The organism is Actinokineospora alba (genome assembly GCF_004362515.1).
Classification (GTDB): Bacteria; Actinomycetota; Actinomycetes; order Mycobacteriales; family Pseudonocardiaceae; genus Actinokineospora; species Actinokineospora alba.
In genome coordinates, this window is record NZ_SNXU01000001.1 from 3961749 (window position 1) to 3976508 (window position 14760).

At 68.3% G+C, this 14760-nt stretch carries 16 protein-coding genes; 13 read left to right on the plus strand and 3 right to left on the minus strand.

The annotated features are described in order from the left end of the window. Nucleotides 1-4 precede the first annotated feature (4 nt). Genes C8E96_RS18265 through C8E96_RS18310 form a run of 10 tightly spaced genes read left to right on the plus strand, consistent with a single transcriptional unit; the run spans nt 5 to nt 9670 of the window. Nucleotides 5-385 carry a hypothetical protein gene (locus tag C8E96_RS18265; RefSeq protein WP_091371989.1) on the plus strand — a complete coding sequence of 127 codons (381 nt, stop codon included), beginning with the start codon at nt 5-7 and terminating at the stop codon, nt 383-385. Then, nucleotides 375-1622: an ATP-grasp domain-containing protein gene (locus C8E96_RS18270; RefSeq protein ID WP_091371986.1), complete on the plus strand. Its 1248-nt coding sequence runs from the start codon at nt 375-377 to the stop codon at nt 1620-1622. Before C8E96_RS18265 ends, C8E96_RS18270 begins: the two co-directional genes overlap by 11 nt. Then, on the plus strand, nt 1619-2389 hold the full coding sequence (locus C8E96_RS18275; protein WP_091371984.1) for a TauD/TfdA family dioxygenase: 771 nt from the start codon (nt 1619-1621) through the stop codon (nt 2387-2389). Before C8E96_RS18270 ends, C8E96_RS18275 begins: the two co-directional genes overlap by 4 nt. Before the next feature lie 10 nt (nt 2390-2399). Beyond that, the gene (locus C8E96_RS18280) at nt 2400-3305 is read left to right on the plus strand and encodes a 2OG-Fe dioxygenase family protein (protein WP_228769754.1); all 906 of its coding nucleotides are present in this window, start codon (nt 2400-2402) and stop codon (nt 3303-3305) included. Further along, nucleotides 3302-4225, plus strand: a complete 924-nt coding sequence (locus C8E96_RS18285; protein WP_091371981.1) for a fatty acid desaturase family protein — start codon at nt 3302-3304, stop codon at nt 4223-4225. Before C8E96_RS18280 ends, C8E96_RS18285 begins: the two co-directional genes overlap by 4 nt. 18 nt (nt 4226-4243) lie before the next feature. After that, a complete protein-coding gene (locus tag C8E96_RS18290; protein WP_091371979.1) occupies nt 4244-4666 on the plus strand; it encodes a GFA family protein in 423 nt (140 codons plus the stop codon). 35 nt (nt 4667-4701) lie between these two features. Further along, nucleotides 4702-6012, plus strand: coding sequence for a preATP grasp domain-containing protein (locus C8E96_RS18295; protein WP_091371976.1), 1311 nt, complete (start codon nt 4702-4704; stop codon nt 6010-6012). Beyond that, the gene (locus C8E96_RS18300; RefSeq protein ID WP_228769753.1) at nt 6009-7190 is read left to right on the plus strand and encodes a MalY/PatB family protein; all 1182 of its coding nucleotides are present in this window, start codon (nt 6009-6011) and stop codon (nt 7188-7190) included. Before C8E96_RS18295 ends, C8E96_RS18300 begins: the two co-directional genes overlap by 4 nt. Then, nucleotides 7187-8392: an MFS transporter gene (locus tag C8E96_RS18305; RefSeq protein WP_133794564.1), complete on the plus strand. Its 1206-nt coding sequence runs from the start codon at nt 7187-7189 to the stop codon at nt 8390-8392. The genes C8E96_RS18300 and C8E96_RS18305 overlap by 4 nt, the downstream gene beginning before the upstream one ends. 15 nt (nt 8393-8407) lie before the next feature. Then, nucleotides 8408-9670 carry an ATP-grasp domain-containing protein gene (locus C8E96_RS18310; RefSeq protein WP_091371970.1) on the plus strand — a complete coding sequence of 421 codons (1263 nt, stop codon included), beginning with the start codon at nt 8408-8410 and terminating at the stop codon, nt 9668-9670. Nucleotides 9671-9767: 97 nt separating this feature from the next. Here the strand turns inward: C8E96_RS18310 and C8E96_RS18320 are convergent, their stop codons facing one another. Continuing rightward, on the minus strand, nt 9768-10103 hold the full coding sequence (locus C8E96_RS18320) for a PIN domain-containing protein (protein WP_228769752.1): 336 nt from the start codon (nt 10101-10103) through the stop codon (nt 9768-9770). 424 nt (nt 10104-10527) lie between these two features. Between C8E96_RS18320 and C8E96_RS18325 the strand changes: the two genes are divergently transcribed. The 3 genes from C8E96_RS18325 to C8E96_RS18335 are packed head-to-tail and all read left to right on the plus strand — an operon-like array spanning nt 10528 to nt 13300. Beyond that, nucleotides 10528-11616 carry a Re/Si-specific NAD(P)(+) transhydrogenase subunit alpha gene (locus tag C8E96_RS18325; RefSeq protein ID WP_228769751.1) on the plus strand — a complete coding sequence of 363 codons (1089 nt, stop codon included), beginning with the start codon at nt 10528-10530 and terminating at the stop codon, nt 11614-11616. Beyond that, the gene (locus C8E96_RS18330; protein ID WP_166658042.1) at nt 11616-11915 is read left to right on the plus strand and encodes an NAD(P) transhydrogenase subunit alpha; all 300 of its coding nucleotides are present in this window, start codon (nt 11616-11618) and stop codon (nt 11913-11915) included. Before C8E96_RS18325 ends, C8E96_RS18330 begins: the two co-directional genes overlap by 1 nt. After that, nucleotides 11912-13300, plus strand: a complete 1389-nt coding sequence (locus C8E96_RS18335; protein ID WP_091371964.1) for an NAD(P)(+) transhydrogenase (Re/Si-specific) subunit beta — start codon at nt 11912-11914, stop codon at nt 13298-13300. The genes C8E96_RS18330 and C8E96_RS18335 overlap by 4 nt, the downstream gene beginning before the upstream one ends. A gap of 31 nt (nt 13301-13331) precedes the next feature. Here the strand turns inward: C8E96_RS18335 and C8E96_RS18340 are convergent, their stop codons facing one another. Together C8E96_RS18340 and C8E96_RS18345 are read right to left on the minus strand one after the other, a co-directional pair. After that, the gene (locus tag C8E96_RS18340) at nt 13332-14051 is read right to left on the minus strand and encodes a YwaF family protein (protein WP_091371960.1); all 720 of its coding nucleotides are present in this window, start codon (nt 14049-14051) and stop codon (nt 13332-13334) included. A gap of 23 nt (nt 14052-14074) precedes the next feature. Next, entirely contained in the window at nt 14075-14680 is a 606-nt protein-coding gene (locus C8E96_RS18345; protein WP_091371956.1) for a hypothetical protein, read from the minus strand. Between the last annotated feature and the right edge of the window lie 80 nt (nt 14681-14760).

A 14760-nucleotide genomic window follows, 5' to 3' on the forward strand; every position in this document is an offset into this window, starting at 1 on the left:
CGAAATGCTGACGGTCCGGGCCACCCTTGTGGACACCGGGCTGAAGCCGGGCACGGCGGCCGCGGCCCAGCAGGTCGAGGCGGTGCTGTGGGCGCACGCCACTGCGGAACACGGGCTCGAACACGTCCGCGTCCAGACGGTGGGGAGCACCATCGGGGTGGTGCTCTTCCTCCGGACCACCTGTCAGATCGACGCGCTCGCCAAGGCGAACAGCCTGCTGCTGTGCGCTCTCACCGCGCCGACGCGCGCCCGGTTCACCGCCGTCCTCCACGTTCCTGACCGACCCACACCCACGCGAAACCACGCGGTGATCCGCCCCCAGGGCGAGATCGCCAGTTCGGGCTGCCGCGAACCAGACCAGAGAGGACCCCACGGTGCCCACTAGCCAGACCGCGCTGCTTGTCGGCGGCACTGACGAGCACCTGGACCGGGCCAAAGCGCTCGGCCTGACCGTCGTGCTGATCCAGCATCCCGACCACCTCAACCCACACCAGACCCGCCACGCTGACGCACTGCTGATGCTGGACTACACCGACTGGGAGACGGTGTGGCCGCTGGCCGAGGCCGCCCACAAAGTCTGGGGCTTCGCCGCGGTCCTCTCGCTCACCGAGGGCGGGTTGGAGACCGCGGCGAAGTTGAACGAGCACTTCGGCTTCCAGGCGAACAGCTATGAGGTCGTCCGCCGGATCCGCGACAAGGCCTGGATGCGCCGGGAACTCGCCGCACACGGCGGTCGACTCTCCACGGACTTCGGGCTGGCCACCGATCGGGGCTCCCTGGTCGAGTTCGGGGCTCGGGCCGGATACCCGTTCATCGTCAAACCCACCGACACCGCGGCCAGCTTCGGCCTGCTCAAGGTCGAGGACGCGGCGGATATCGACCGGGTCTGGCAGCGGATCGAGCAGTTGCTCGGCACCCGCACCGACCGGGGGCTGAAGCTGTTCGTCATCCGCGAGTTCCTCATGGAGGCCTACGTCGACGGGCCCGAGTTCAGCGTCGAGGCCTGCAGCTTCGCCGGTCGGCACGCCATTGTCACGGTCACCGAGAAGCTCCAGGACCAGACCAACTTCGTCGAGTTGGGCCACGCCCTGCCCGCGCGCCTGGACCCCGAGACCTACGACGAGGTGGTCGCGGCGACAGCGGAGTTCCTCGACGTGATGGGGGTGACCGACGGTCCGACGCACACCGAGTTCAGGCTCGGAAGCCAGGGGCCGGTCGTCATCGAGTCGCACACCCGCAACGGCGGCGGCGGGCTCACCGACCTGGTCATCGGCGCCTACGGGATCGACCTGGTCGCCTACGGCGTCGGCTGGCCGCTCGGCCTCGTCGAGGAGTTGCCGGACCGGCCGAAGCCGACCGGCGCGGCGTGCACCCGTTTCGTGCTGCCCGAACCGGGCACGGTCACCGCGATCACCGGGGTCGACGAACTGAAGCGGCGCCCGGACGTGCTGGACGTGAACGTGTCCGTCGCGCCCGGAGACACCATCCGCCCGCTGCGCGACAACTGGGACCGGGTCGCGTACCTCGCGGTGCGCGCCGACGACACCGACAGCGCGGTCGCGCTTTGCGAGCACCTGGTCGCCGAAGCGATCCGGATCGACGTGAGGACAGAGAGCGAATGAACGTCATCGACAACGTCATCTCCTACGCGGGCCACGCGGGCGACACCGAGGCCTTCGAAGCCGAATACCGCAATATTCTGGACAAGTACGGATTCGTGCACGCCGTCGACCTTCCGGACAGCTTCGACCACGCCTCGTTCCTCGCCCGGTTCGGCGCGTTCTACCCAGGTCCATCCGGGAAGCTGATCGATGACATCGTCCCGGAAACCGGGATGGACGACGTCTACTACGGGTCCAACAAGCGGTCGCTGCTGCCGCACACCGAGGGCTACGAGTTCCCGGGACTCCCGCCGCGCTATCTCGCCCTCTGGTGCGTGACTCCGCCGACCGGTGCGGGTGGCGAGACCACTCTCTTCGACGCCCGCCCGGTGACCGACCGCATGTCCGCCGCGGCGCGAAGTCACCTTGAGGAGAGCCGGTTCGACTGGGTCGCCAGCGAAGGGCTGCGCCGGATCGGGCTGGGCCAGCGAGCCACCCACCCGATGCTGGAGACCGTCGAGGGGATCGAACTGCTTCGGTTCTCCTGCAACAACTTGGTGCTGAAGCAGCCGGACGAGGTCGTGGCGTCGTTCCGGGCCCAGATCATGCGGGAGTGGGACGGCGGGCACCACCGGGTCAGCTATGTGCGCAACGACCTCGTGCAGTTCGACAACTGGCGGGTCCTGCACTCGCGCAACGCGTTCTCCGACCCCAAACGGCACCTCAAGCGCATTCAGATCAGGCACCGGACGGACCTCAGGTCGTGTCCGGCCCCGGCTCAGGGATAGGTGAAACGGAATGAACAGCAAGAAGCTCGAATCGGCACTGGACGAGATCGCGCACCTCAAGTCGCAGTACGTCGCGAACCGTTCGGCCTTCGTCAGCGGGGCCACGATGGTCGACCTGCTGGGTGCCCTTGGCGCGACGGAATCGGATTTCGCGCGGCTGAGCTCGATCAGCGACCGGCTGCCCATGGACCCGACGCTGCCCTTCCGGCTCACCAGGAGCGGCCGCTACTGCTACAGCCCGGCCAAGTCGCGGGTTTACCGCGGGGAGTTCCAGCCCTTCATCCTGACCGCGGCCGAGAACTTCGTCCGCCACGACTCCGGCATGGTCCGGCGATTCGCGGAGACCGACGGCGATCTGCAGTCGAACTCCGTCCTGCACGCGCTCCTCGTCTTCAACCACCTCATCTTCGGCGGGGTCGAGACGGCGCCGCGCCCGAACCTCGACTACGACCGCGACGAGTGGATCTCCACGCTGTTCCACGTCCGGACGATCACCACCCCCGATCTTGTCGGCGAGCCCGCTCTGGAAGGCGTGCACAGCGACGGCGCTGACCACACGATGACGACGTTCATCGGCGGTGACAACCTGGCCGACGACAGCGCCGTCACGTTCCTCCACGACATCAGGGAGAAGAACGGGACCCGAGCCGACAGCGTCGATCCCGCACTGACCCTGGGCGCCCACCAGCACAAGGAGTTCCTCGACACCCTGCTGGTCGTCGACAACGAGCGCAAGCACAGCCTGTCGCCGGTCGTGGCCCGCGATCCGCGGCGGGAGGCCACCCGGGACATGCTGATCTTCTTCACCCGCAAGCCGGTGACTGTCGACCACGTCTCACACCCCTTCGATTCCCTCGCGGCCCACATCGAGTTGCCGATGGAGCTCGACCTCCCCGAAGCTCGGAGCGAGCGATGACGACGACCGAAGCGCGAGGCGGTCTGGACAAGGCACTGCTGAGCAGCCTGGCCAAAGCGGTCCGTGGGCGGGTGGCGGCCTACGTCGTCGTGATCGTCGCGGCCTTCGTCGGCGGCGGCATGGCGGTGGCGCTGGTCGGCGGTGCCGTCGTGACGGTCGCGGTGGCCGTGGTGCTCGGGTTCGTCATGTCGGGCTTCATCAACGCCGCCCACGACTGCGTGCACAGCTCACACCTGCGGTCCAAGCGGGCCAACCGGATCATGGGAGCCGCGTGGTGCACGCCGCTTCTCCTCAACTTCACCAACTACCGGTACGACCACCTGGTGCACCACCGGTTCACCGGCGTGCCGGGAGACACCGAACGCCCGAAGCAGTTCCACACGCTTCGTTCCTATCTGTACTCGCTGTCCGCGATCGCATACTGGCGCTACAACGCCAGGACGATCGCCAGGACCTGGCGCAACGAGTTCCCGGCCAGTGTCAACAAGGACGACCGGCGACGGGATTCGCGGGCGGACAACGTGGCGATCTGCGCCTGGCTCGTGCTCGCCGTCGTCCTCACCTGGTTCGCTCCCCACGTTCTCCTTGCTGTCTATTGGCTTCCGCTCCTGATCTCGGCGGTCGTCATGCGGATCACCGGCCTACCTGAGCACTACGGCCTGTGGGGCGTCCCGGAGATCGAACGCAACACCCGGACAGTTCGCTCGAACGCGCTGTTCCGACTCGTCCTGTGGAACGGGAACTACCACGCCGAGCACCACCGGTATCCGGCTGTCGCGACGTTGAACCTTCACCGCCTGCACAAGGCGATGCCCGAACCGCATCCCATCCAGTCCGACTCCTACCTCGGATTCCACATCGGACTTGTCAAGAGCCTCAACGTGACCAGACGGGCTCCCGCCGAACCAGACCAGTCGTAGTGAGTGGAGGAAACCACGATGATCGACCAAGCCGAACCGGCCACGGCGAACCGCACCTGGCGTGACGGCCAGTGCCACTGCGGCGGAGTGAAGTTCTCCGTTCTGCTCAGCTACAACCTGACGGTCACCCAGTGCAATTGCGGGATTTGCTACATGTCCGGCCATCAGGAGCTGATGATCCCGGAGGAACGGTTCCAACTGCACCAGGGCCAGGAGTTCCTCAAGCCCTACCGCTTCGGCAACCGTATCGCCGACCACACGTTCTGCTCGGTGTGCGGAATCATGCCCTTCTATCGGCCTCGGTCACACCCGACCGGCTTCTTCAGTGTCAACGCCCGGTGTCTCGACCTGGGCTTCGCGGAGAACGTCGAGTACGTCGATTTCGACGGCAAGAACTGGGAAGCCAGCATCGCCGCGGGCCTGCACAAGATCACTGAATGACGACCCGTCACATCCAACGAGGGGCAACGCTGTCAATGTCTCGAATCATCCTGATCAACCTGTGGGCGGACTATCCCGACACGGCGGAGCAGCCTGCTGTCGTGCCTGGTCTGCGACTGCTGTGGCTCGCCGAGGCCGGCGACACGGTTGTCGTTCCCTGTGCGGTCGAAGACGACTTCCGGCAGTACCTCTGCGACACGCTGGGACTCGAGCCCGACTCGCTGCGCGTCCTGGCGTGGGACGGGTTCCTCACCGATGAGGCCGTGGTGTCGGAGGAGTTCGTCAGTCGACTGCGAACGGTCCTCGGCGACGGCGTGAGCTGGGAACTCGTGCCGTGCCTCGCCACCGCGGGCACCGCCGAACTGGCCGGGCTGCTGGACGTCGCCTACCCCTGCCGGGATTTCGCCGCACAACGTGGCCCGGAGCTGCTCAACCGCAAGTCCCACTTCCGACGTCTGGCCGCGGGCGCGGGTGTGCCGTTGCCCGCGGGCGCCGTCGTCAGCTCGCCCGAGGCCCTCGCCCGGGCCATCCCGAGGCTCATCGAGCGCACCGGCACCGTGATCATCAAGCAGGACAACGCCGGTGGCGGCAACGGGAACATCGCGGTCACGACCGGCACGGTCGGTCCGCTGGCGGGCGTGCGGGAAGTGCGGGCGCTCGGGGACGACGTCGACGGACTGGCCAGGTCGATCTGGGCCGAGACGACCTACGAGTCGAGCCATGTCCTCACTGTGGAGAGCTATCACCCCGCGGAGCGGATGTTCTACTTCGAGTACCTGATCGGCGAGGACGCGATCCCGGTGTTCCTCAACTCGGGAACGGTCCAGCTCGCGCCGAAGTCCGACCCGGAAGCCACGTCCCTGGCCTGGGTCGGGCTGGAGCTCCCCGCCGACGTGCCCGCCTTCACGCTGGCCAGTGCGCTCACGTGGTCGATGCGGTTCGCGATGGCGGCCGCACAGCTCGGATACCGCGGCTACATCAATATCGACGCGCTCCAAGCCGAGACCGGCGAACTGATCTTCAACGAGTCGAACGCACGCTGGGGCGGTGGTTTGGCGCTGCACGCGGTCGGCGAGCGCCTGCTCGGCCCGCGATACGCCGACACGCACTTCGTGCGCAATCTGCGAGACGTGAACCCGGTCCCACTCAACGATTTGCTCAAGGTGCTCGGTGACAACGACCTCCTCTTCAGCAGGCAAGCGCACGAAGGTGTGGTGGTCCTGGCCGCCGATCCCGCGCTCGTCGAGCCCGCGGAGTGCCTCATCATCGGACCGTCACAGGAGCGCAACCACGCGCTCGAAGCGGCGTTCCGAGACGTCGTAAGCGGGCTGTCGGCGTGCGGGTGAGCACGCTGCTGCCCGACTTCGGCGCGGTGAGCGCGGAGTCGCTGTGGGCGGCCGGCCATCTCAAGTGGACAGTCGATGGTCCGGGGCTGCTGGGGGCGGGCGCCGCCGAGATGGACTTCGGCACCGCGGCGCCGGTCGCGACGGCGATCAAGGCCGCGGTGGACGACGGCCTGCTCGGCTACCTGCCGCCCGCGTTGACGAGCGAGCTCGCCGCCGCCTGCGCCGCGTGGCAGCGGGACAGCTACGGGTGGGACGTGGAGGCCGGGGACGTCCACCCGGTGCCCGATGTCGTTCGGGCGCTGCACATCGCGATCGAGCACTTCTCCCGGCCAGGGTCGCCGGTGATCGTCCCGGTGCCTGCCTACACACCGTTTCTGACTCTCCCCGAACTGTTGGGACGGCGGGTCATCCAAGTCGAGTTGACCCTGTCCGCGGGCCGCTACCGCTACGACCTCGACGCACTGGACCGAGCCTTCACCGCGGGCGGGCACCTGCTGCTGCTTTGCAACCCCCACAACCCCGTGGGAAGGGTCATGCGGGCCGACGAACTCGCCGCCATCAGCCGGGTCGTCACCCACCACGGTGGCCGGGTGTTCGCCGACGAGATCCACGCGCCGCTGGTCTACAGCGGCAACCGCCATGTCCCGTACGCCTCGGTGTCAGGAGCCGCCGCGGACCATGCGATCACCGCCACGTCGGCGTCGAAGGCCTGGAACGTGGCCGGTCTGAAGTGTGCCCAGGTGGTGCTCAGCAACGATGCCGACCGGGAACGGTGGGGCCGGTTGGGGCGACTCGCCACCGATGGGACGTCGACGCTGGGCGCGGTCGCGACCGTCGCGGCGTACCGGCACGGCAGGCCTTGGCTCGAGGCGGTGCTCACCTATCTCGACCGGAACAGGTCGCTGCTGGGGCAACTCCTCGGCGAGCACCTGCCGTCCGCACGGTATCTGCCGCCCGAAGGGACCTACCTGGCCTGGCTGGACCTTCGCGGGCTGTTGCCGAGCCCGGTCAGGGCAGCGAACTTGATCGCGGAAGCGGCGGGGTTGTCTGTGGTCGACGGCGCGGACTGCGGCATACCGGGTCGAGGGTTTGTCCGGATGAACTTCGCGACGACGGACGAACTGCTCTCCCGCATGGTGCGGGTACTCGCGGACGCGCTCACCGGGCGGTCGCTTTGACGACCAGGGTGACCGCGGAGATCGTTCCGCCCCCGTTCTCGGTCGCCTCTCGCGGCTTTCAGACATGGGCGGCGACCGCGGCGGCGATCCGCGTCCCGGGTGCGATGACGCCGCTCGCGCTGGTCTTCCTCGTCCGCGAGCAGCCGGACGGATACCAACTCGGCGCGATCCTGGCCGGGATCTTCGTGCTCGGCGAGATGATCGGGGCCGCGCTGTCCGCGATCGGGGCCGACTCCCCGCGGTCCCGTCACCAACTGCCCGGCGGCCTGCTCGTCGGCGCGACCGCGCTCATAGTGCTCGGCGTGGCGGGCCAAGCGCCCATGGTGGTCCTGGCGCTGCTCGCGTTCGTGGCCGGGCTGGCGCCCGCCAACGCGCCCGGTTCACTGCAGGCCATCCTGGTGGAACGCTGCCAGGAGAACGACGTCGCCCGCGCCCTCGCCGCGGCACGGGTGCACGGGACCATCGTCTTCTCAGTCGCGCCCGCGCTGGTCGGCTTCCTCGCATTGCAGGTGGCCGCGGGCGCGCCGCTGGTCGTGGCGGGCGCGATGATGGCGGCGGGCGCCGGGGCGGTGGTGTTCATGCCGTCGGCGAAGCCCTCGACCCGAGGCCCGGGCGGCGCTCCGGCCATGGCCCGCACCCTGGCGGGCGCCTGGCCCATCTATGTGACCGCCGCGGCCGTGTACTTCCTCATGGCGCTCGCCGAACTCGAACTGGTCGCGCTCCTGCACCAGCGCGACATCGCCGTCGGCTGGGCGGGTCCGCTGCTCGTCGGCTTCTCGCTGGTGGGCGCGCTGGGCGCGGTCGGATATGGCAGGCGGAGCTGGCCCGGCAGCTACCGCGTGCAGTGCCTGTGGTTCACGCTCGTCATGAGCGCGGGCCTGGTGGCGGCGGCGGTGACTCCGCACGTCCTGGGCGTGGGGGCGGGCCTGCTGGTCGCGGGCGGTGCCATGTCGTGCCTTGTGTTGGCGCGCAACTTGTCGCTGCGTGAAGTGCTGCCGGACTACGCGCACAGAGCGGGATTCTCGTTGATCTACGCCGCTTCCTGCCTCGGCTACAGCGTCAGCGGCGCGTTCGCCGGGGGCGCTTTGACCGTGACGACACCGGAAGTGGCGATCCTGGCGGGCATCGCGCTGGTGCTGGTCATCACGGTGTGCACGGCGGTGGTGGAGCGTCGTGGCGCGCCGCGCCGGAAATCCGAATAGGACCTTGGAGTCGTTATGTCTGAGCACGTGGTGGTCATCCACCGGTGGCGCGACAGCCACGCCCTCTACGCGCGATACCTGGATCACGCCGCGTTCCGGGTGAGCTACGTGACCACGCCCATGGGACGGCAGTCCGTTCCCGCCGACGTGGCCGACATCGTCGAGGTCGCCGCGACGGACGACCTCCCGGCGGTGTTCCAGGCCGTCACCGAACTGGTGGAGCGACACGGGCCGCCCGCCCGCGTCGTGGCGCTCAACGAGGGCGACCTGGACACCGCGGCCGTGGTTCGCGGCCTGTTCGGCTGTCCTGGTCAGACGCGGGCGGAACTCGCGCCGTTCCGAGACAAGCTGGCGATGACCACCCGCGTCGCCGACGCAGGCCTGCGCGCCCCCGCTTTCGCCGACGCCCCCGACGCCGAGGTGGTCGCTGCCTTCGCCGCCGAACACGGCTGGCCGCTGATCGTCAAGCCGCGGCTGGGCACCGCCAGCCGCGGCGTCCTCCGGCTCGACGGCCCCGCGGATCTCGCGGCGGTCGACGCCACCGAGCCCCGGCTGGTGCAGACCTACTGCGGCGACCCGATCTACCACGTCGACGGGCTCTGGGACGGGACCGAACTGGGCCCGTGGCGTGCCTCGCGGTACCTGAACACCTGCGTCGACTTCACCACCGGCGCGATGCTGGGTTCGGTGGAGGAGGACGATCCCGTCCTGCTGGCCGCGATCGGCGAGTTCGCCGCGGGAGTCGGCGCGGCGCTGGGCGGAAGTCAGCCTTGGGTGTTCCACCTTGAGGTCTTCGTCGGCGCGGAGTTGGACGGCACCCCGCGAGTCACCTTCCTGGAGGCGGGGAACCGTGTGGGCGGAGCGGAGATCCCCTTCCTGTGGCGCGAGGTTCATGGCGTGGACCTGATGGCCGCGGCCATGGCGATCCAGCTCGGCGAGGTCCCGTCGCTCCCGTCGCTCCCTCCGCGGGAGCAGGGGGCCCGCGTCGGCGGCTGGCTGCTGGTGCCCACCCCGGTGGCGGCACCGTGCCGGGTGGTGGCGGCGAAATCGCGTCCGGACATCGAGGGCGCGCCCTATGCCCGGATCGTGCCCCCGGTCGGCTATCGGATTCCCAAGGTCGGCGGGTATGAGCACGTCGGGGCACGGTTCCGGTTCCGGGGGGAGCGGACAGCCGAGGTGGCGGAAGCCATCCTCGCGACGGCGGCGGGCTTTCGACTGGAATGCGTGCCGGACAGCGAGGCACCCTTGACGGCGTGCACGAACGCGATGAGCGCGTAGCCGGGCTGAGCGAACGGGAACGGGAAGTCGCGGTGGCGGTCGCCCACGGAAGGTCCAACGCCTAGATCAGCGACGAACTGTTCATGAGCGGCCACCGTCAAAGCCCGCGCAGCTCCGCCACTGACCGGGTGAGGCCGACCTTCTCCAGTCGGATCAGTACGTCATCGGTCGTCACGGGTGAATTCCGCCATGCGTCGGCCATTTGCCGCACGCATGCCCAGACGGTCTTCGCATCGAGGCTGACCTGATCGAGGACGAACTCGTCGGCGCTCTTGGCGTCGATACCCCACGTGTTGACTATGGCGCCGGGGAAGTCGCGAACGTTGTTGGTGACGATCACTTGAGCATTGGCCTTGATGCCTGCGGCAAGGACATGCCGGTCATCCGGATCCGGCAGGTCAAGGGCGCCTATCAGCGGTTCGTATCCAGTCACCAGGCAGTCCCTGACGCCTTTGACCATCAGCTTCTCGGTGAGATCAAGGCGGGCCGGGTCGAGGATCTCGTCCGTCCACTTGGCTTGGACCAGTCCGGCTTGTGCGATGCGAAATCAACAGGTCGCGAAGTGCGTCGGGATAGAGCACGCAGGCGTCGTAGACGACGAAAGTCACTCGTACAGACCCATTTCCTGGGTGAGAGCCGCCAACTCGTCGGCCGCTTCCCGTCGGCGCTGATCGCCGACGACTTCCGGAAACTGCGTGAGTATGCGGCCGGACTTATCACCGAATGGTCGACGCCCGAGAAAGCCGATGACCTCGCCGCCGTTCTCGAAGAGACCGCCCGCCAAGTCCGATTGTGCCGCCCGAACATCAGCCGAGTGGCCCTCACCTGGAACGACCCTAAAATGGTACAACTGTACTGTGACCGCCAACACAGTCGTAGGCGTCCCGAGGGAGTCCGCCGCGGGCGAGCGCCGGGTGGCTTTGGTGCCCAAAGTCGTCGAGCGGCTCAAGGTCAGGGGACTGGATGTCGTGGTGGAGCCGGGGGCCGGTTCCGCCGCCCTGATTCCCGACGACTCCTACGTCAGGGCGGGGGCGACCCTGGGTGACCCGTGGTCGGCCGATGTCGTGGTCAAGGTCGCGAAGCCAAGCCGCGACGAGATCGCGCGGCTGAAGTCGGGGGCCGTGCTCATCGGGTTCCTCGCGCCGCTCACGGACGCCGAGGGGGTTCGGGCGCTGGCGGACGCGGGGGTCACCGGGTTCGCCATGGAGGCGGTCCCACGCATCTCGCGGGCGCAGAGCATGGACGCGCTGTCCTCGCAGGCCAACGTTTCCGGGTACCGGGCCGCGATGCTCGCCGCCGAGCACCTCACCAGGTTCTTCCCCATGTTGACCACCGCGGCGGGCACCGTTCCGCCCGCCAAGGTCCTGGTGCTCGGCGCCGGTGTCGCGGGGCTGCAGGCGTTGGCCACGGCTCGCAGGCTCGGTGCGCACACCACGGGCTACGACGTGCGCCCCGAAGTCGCCGAGCAGGTCCGGTCCGTCGGCTCCCAGTGGCTCGACCTCGGCATCGAGGCCGCGGGATCGGGTGGGTACGCGCGGGCGCTGACCGACGCGGAGCGGGCCGAGCAGCAGCGGCAGCTGGAACAGGCGATCGGCGGGTTCGACGCCGTCATCACGACCGCGCTGGTGCCCGGGCGGACCGCGCCGACGCTGGTGACCGCCGAGGCCGTGAAGGGCATGCGGCCCGGCAGTGTCGTGGTCGACCTCGCCGGTGAGTCGGGCGGCAACTGCGAGCTGAGCGAGCCGGGCGCGGTGATCGTCGTGCACGACGTGACCATCGCGGCGCCGCTCAACCTGCCCGCGACGATGCCCGAGCACGCCAGCGAGCTCTACGCGCGCAACGTCCAGGCGCTGTTGGAGCTGCTGGTCGACGCCGACGGCGCGTTGGCCATGGACTTCGGCGACGAGGTCGTCGCCGGGGCGTGCGTGACCAGGGAGGAGCCCTGATGCTGGTGCAGAACCTGGCGGTGCTCGTGCTCGCGGGCTTCGTCGGCTTCGCGGTGATCTCCAAGGTGCCCAACACCTTGCACACGCCGCTGATGTCAGGGACCAACGCCATCCACGGGATCGTGTTGCTGGGCGGGCTGATCGTGCTCGGCCTCGGCGCCGACACCGTGCTCGACAAGATCCTGCTGGTGATCGCCATCGCGTTCGGCACGATCAACGTGGTCGGCGGATTCCTTGTCACGGACCGGATGCTGGCCATGTTCAAGGCCAAAGACCGTCCAGAGAGGACTGACAAGTGAACCGTGACGTCCTCGTCCAGGTCCTCTACATCGTCGCGTTCGCGCTGTTCATCTATGGCCTGATGGGACTCACCGGCCCGCGCACGGCGGTACGCGGCAACTGGATCGCCGCGGTGGGCATGGGAATCGCGGTCATCGCGACGCTGCTCATCCCGGGCATGGGCAACTGGGCGCTGATCGTCCTCGGTGTCGTGATCGGCACGGTGATCGGTGTGCCCGCGGCGAAGCGGGTGAAGATGACCGCGGTGCCGCAGATGGTGGCGCTGTTCAACGGCGTCGGCGGTGGCGCGGTCGCGCTGATCGCGTGGGTGGAGTTCCGCCAGAGCGCGGGTTTCGACCACGAACCGGCGTACGTCGCGGTGGCGAGCCTGTTCGCCGCGATCGTCGGGTCGGTGTCGTTCTGGGGTTCCAACATCGCGTTCGGCAAGCTGCAGGAATTGCTGTCCGGGCGGCCGATCGGGATCGGGACGCTGCAACAGCCGCTGAATTTGGTGCTGCTGCTGGTTTCCTTGACATGCGCGACGCTGGTCGTCACCGGCAACGGGTCCGAGTGGCTGATGATCGGCGTGCTCGTCTCGGCGGCGGTCCTCGGTGTGATGGTCGTGCTCCCCATCGGCGGCGCGGACATGCCGGTCGTCATCTCCCTGCTCAACGCCCTCACCGGCCTCAGCGCCGCCGCGATGGGCCTGGCGCTCGACAACACCGCGCTGATCGTCGCGGGCATGATCGTCGGCGCGTCCGGTTCGATCCTGACCAACCTCATGGCCAAGGCGATGAACCGGTCCATCCCGGCGATCGTCGCGGGCGGCTTCGGCGGCGGAGGCGGCACCGGCACGGCGCTGACCGGCGACCAGACCGTCCGCCGCACCAGCGCCTCGGACGCCGCGATCCAGATGGCGTTCGCCAACCAGGTGATCATCGTCCCCGGCTACGGGATGGCCGTGGCGCAGGCCCAGCACGCCGTCCGGGAGATGGCGGACATGTTGGAGGCCAAGGGAGTCTCGGTCTACTACGCGATCCACCCGGTCGCGGGTCGCATGCCCGGCCACATGAACGTGCTGCTCGCCGAGGCGGATGTGCCGTATGACCGGCTCAAGGAAATGGACGAGATCAACCGCGAGTTCAGCCGCACCGACGTCGCCATGGTGATCGGCGCCAACGACGTCACCAACCCTGCGGCCCGCACCGACCAGGACTCCCCGATCTACGGCATGCCCATCCTCAACGTCGACGAAAGCCGCTCTGTCATAGTCCTGAAGCGCGGTATGGCGCCCGGCTTCGCGGGGGTCGACAACGCGCTGTACTTCGACCCGAAGACGACCATGCTGTTCGGCGACGCGAAGGCGTCGGTGGCGGACGTGACAGAGGAACTGAAGGCTCTCTGACGCCTCGAACTCACTGTCCCGAGCGTTGAACTCACTTGCCGGAATGGTGAACTCGCTTGCCCGGAGGGGCGACTCGCGGGTGGGTCCACGGGACGGTCATCGCCGCCCATACCGTCACCACCAGGACCAGTTCCCACACCACATACCAAGGCCACGGCCCAAGCACGTCCAACAACGAGTCCACCGTCGGCTTCGCGTTGAGGAACCCGTAGTTCGACCCCACAACAGCGTTGAACACCAGCATCGACGCCGCCCACACCACGGTCACCACCACCGCGAACCGGTATCCCCGCCAGTCCGGCCGCATCCGCATTCCCCACGTCAGGTAGATCGCCGCCCACACCACCAGCAGATGCACCGCCCAGAACCCCAGGAACGACACATGCGGGAAGTCCGGGCCGCGCAGGGCCGGGGACACCAACGCCTGCACGCTCAGCGTCAAACCCCAGTAGTAGGTCAGGGTGAACGCCCACCGCCGGTGTGACCACAGCGCGTACGCCGTCACGTAGCCGGCGAAGTCGGACAGCTGCAGGGGCAGCGAATGGTCGAGCCGGAACCGCGACGGCGCCATCGAGTACAGCTGGATGGACAGCTGCAACGCCAGCACCAACACCGCCAGAACGCGGCTGGGCAACAGCCCGGGGTGGGCGCGACCGAGCAACACGAACCCGATGGCGCCCACGGCGAACAAGGCGAGCACGACCCAGTGCGATGGGCCGTAGGCCGTGAAGTCCCGCTCGGCGAGCGCCACGGCCAGTCACGTTACCCGGACTGTCAGTGCCTTGAGCTGAACCAGGGCTGGTGCAGGTCGAGGTACTTGACGTCCTGCATGAGCGACATCTCCTCCTCGAACATCTTCTGGGCCTCCGGTGGCAGTTCCTTGGCCTCGTTCTTGCGGGCCTCGTCCTCGGAGGTGAACGCGATCGTCTCGGTGAAGAAGCCGTCCTTGTCCACGGCCAGGGTTCCGCCGAGGACGTCCGGGCGGTACTGGGAGATCATCTTCGAGCTTTGCTCGACCATCGACCGCACCTTGTCGCGGTCGGTCACCCGGCCTTGGATGACCTGGACGAATCCCGCCTTGTCCGATCCCCCGTCGAGCAGCAGGGTGACGTCGTCGCAGTCGTGGAAGGTGACTTCGCCGTCGAAACAGCGCTCCATCTCCGCCCACCACGACGACTGCTCGGGTCGGTCGCTGTTGCGCTGAGCCGCCTCCCGCGACTCGAACCGGACCGCGGCGACCATCATCCTGTCGTCGGTGACGCCGTAGGTGCCGCCGAGCCAGCCCTCCGCCCCTGGTGCGAGGTCGGTCTGCCAGCGGTCCAGGGCGGCCTTCGCGGCCTCGGTGTCGCGCACCCTGCCTTGAATGATCTGCATGAACATGTGTTGCTCCTCTCGGGCCGCACTCACGCTACGACCGCGACGGCCCGCGGTCGACCGGGCAAAAGACCCGAGAAATGACT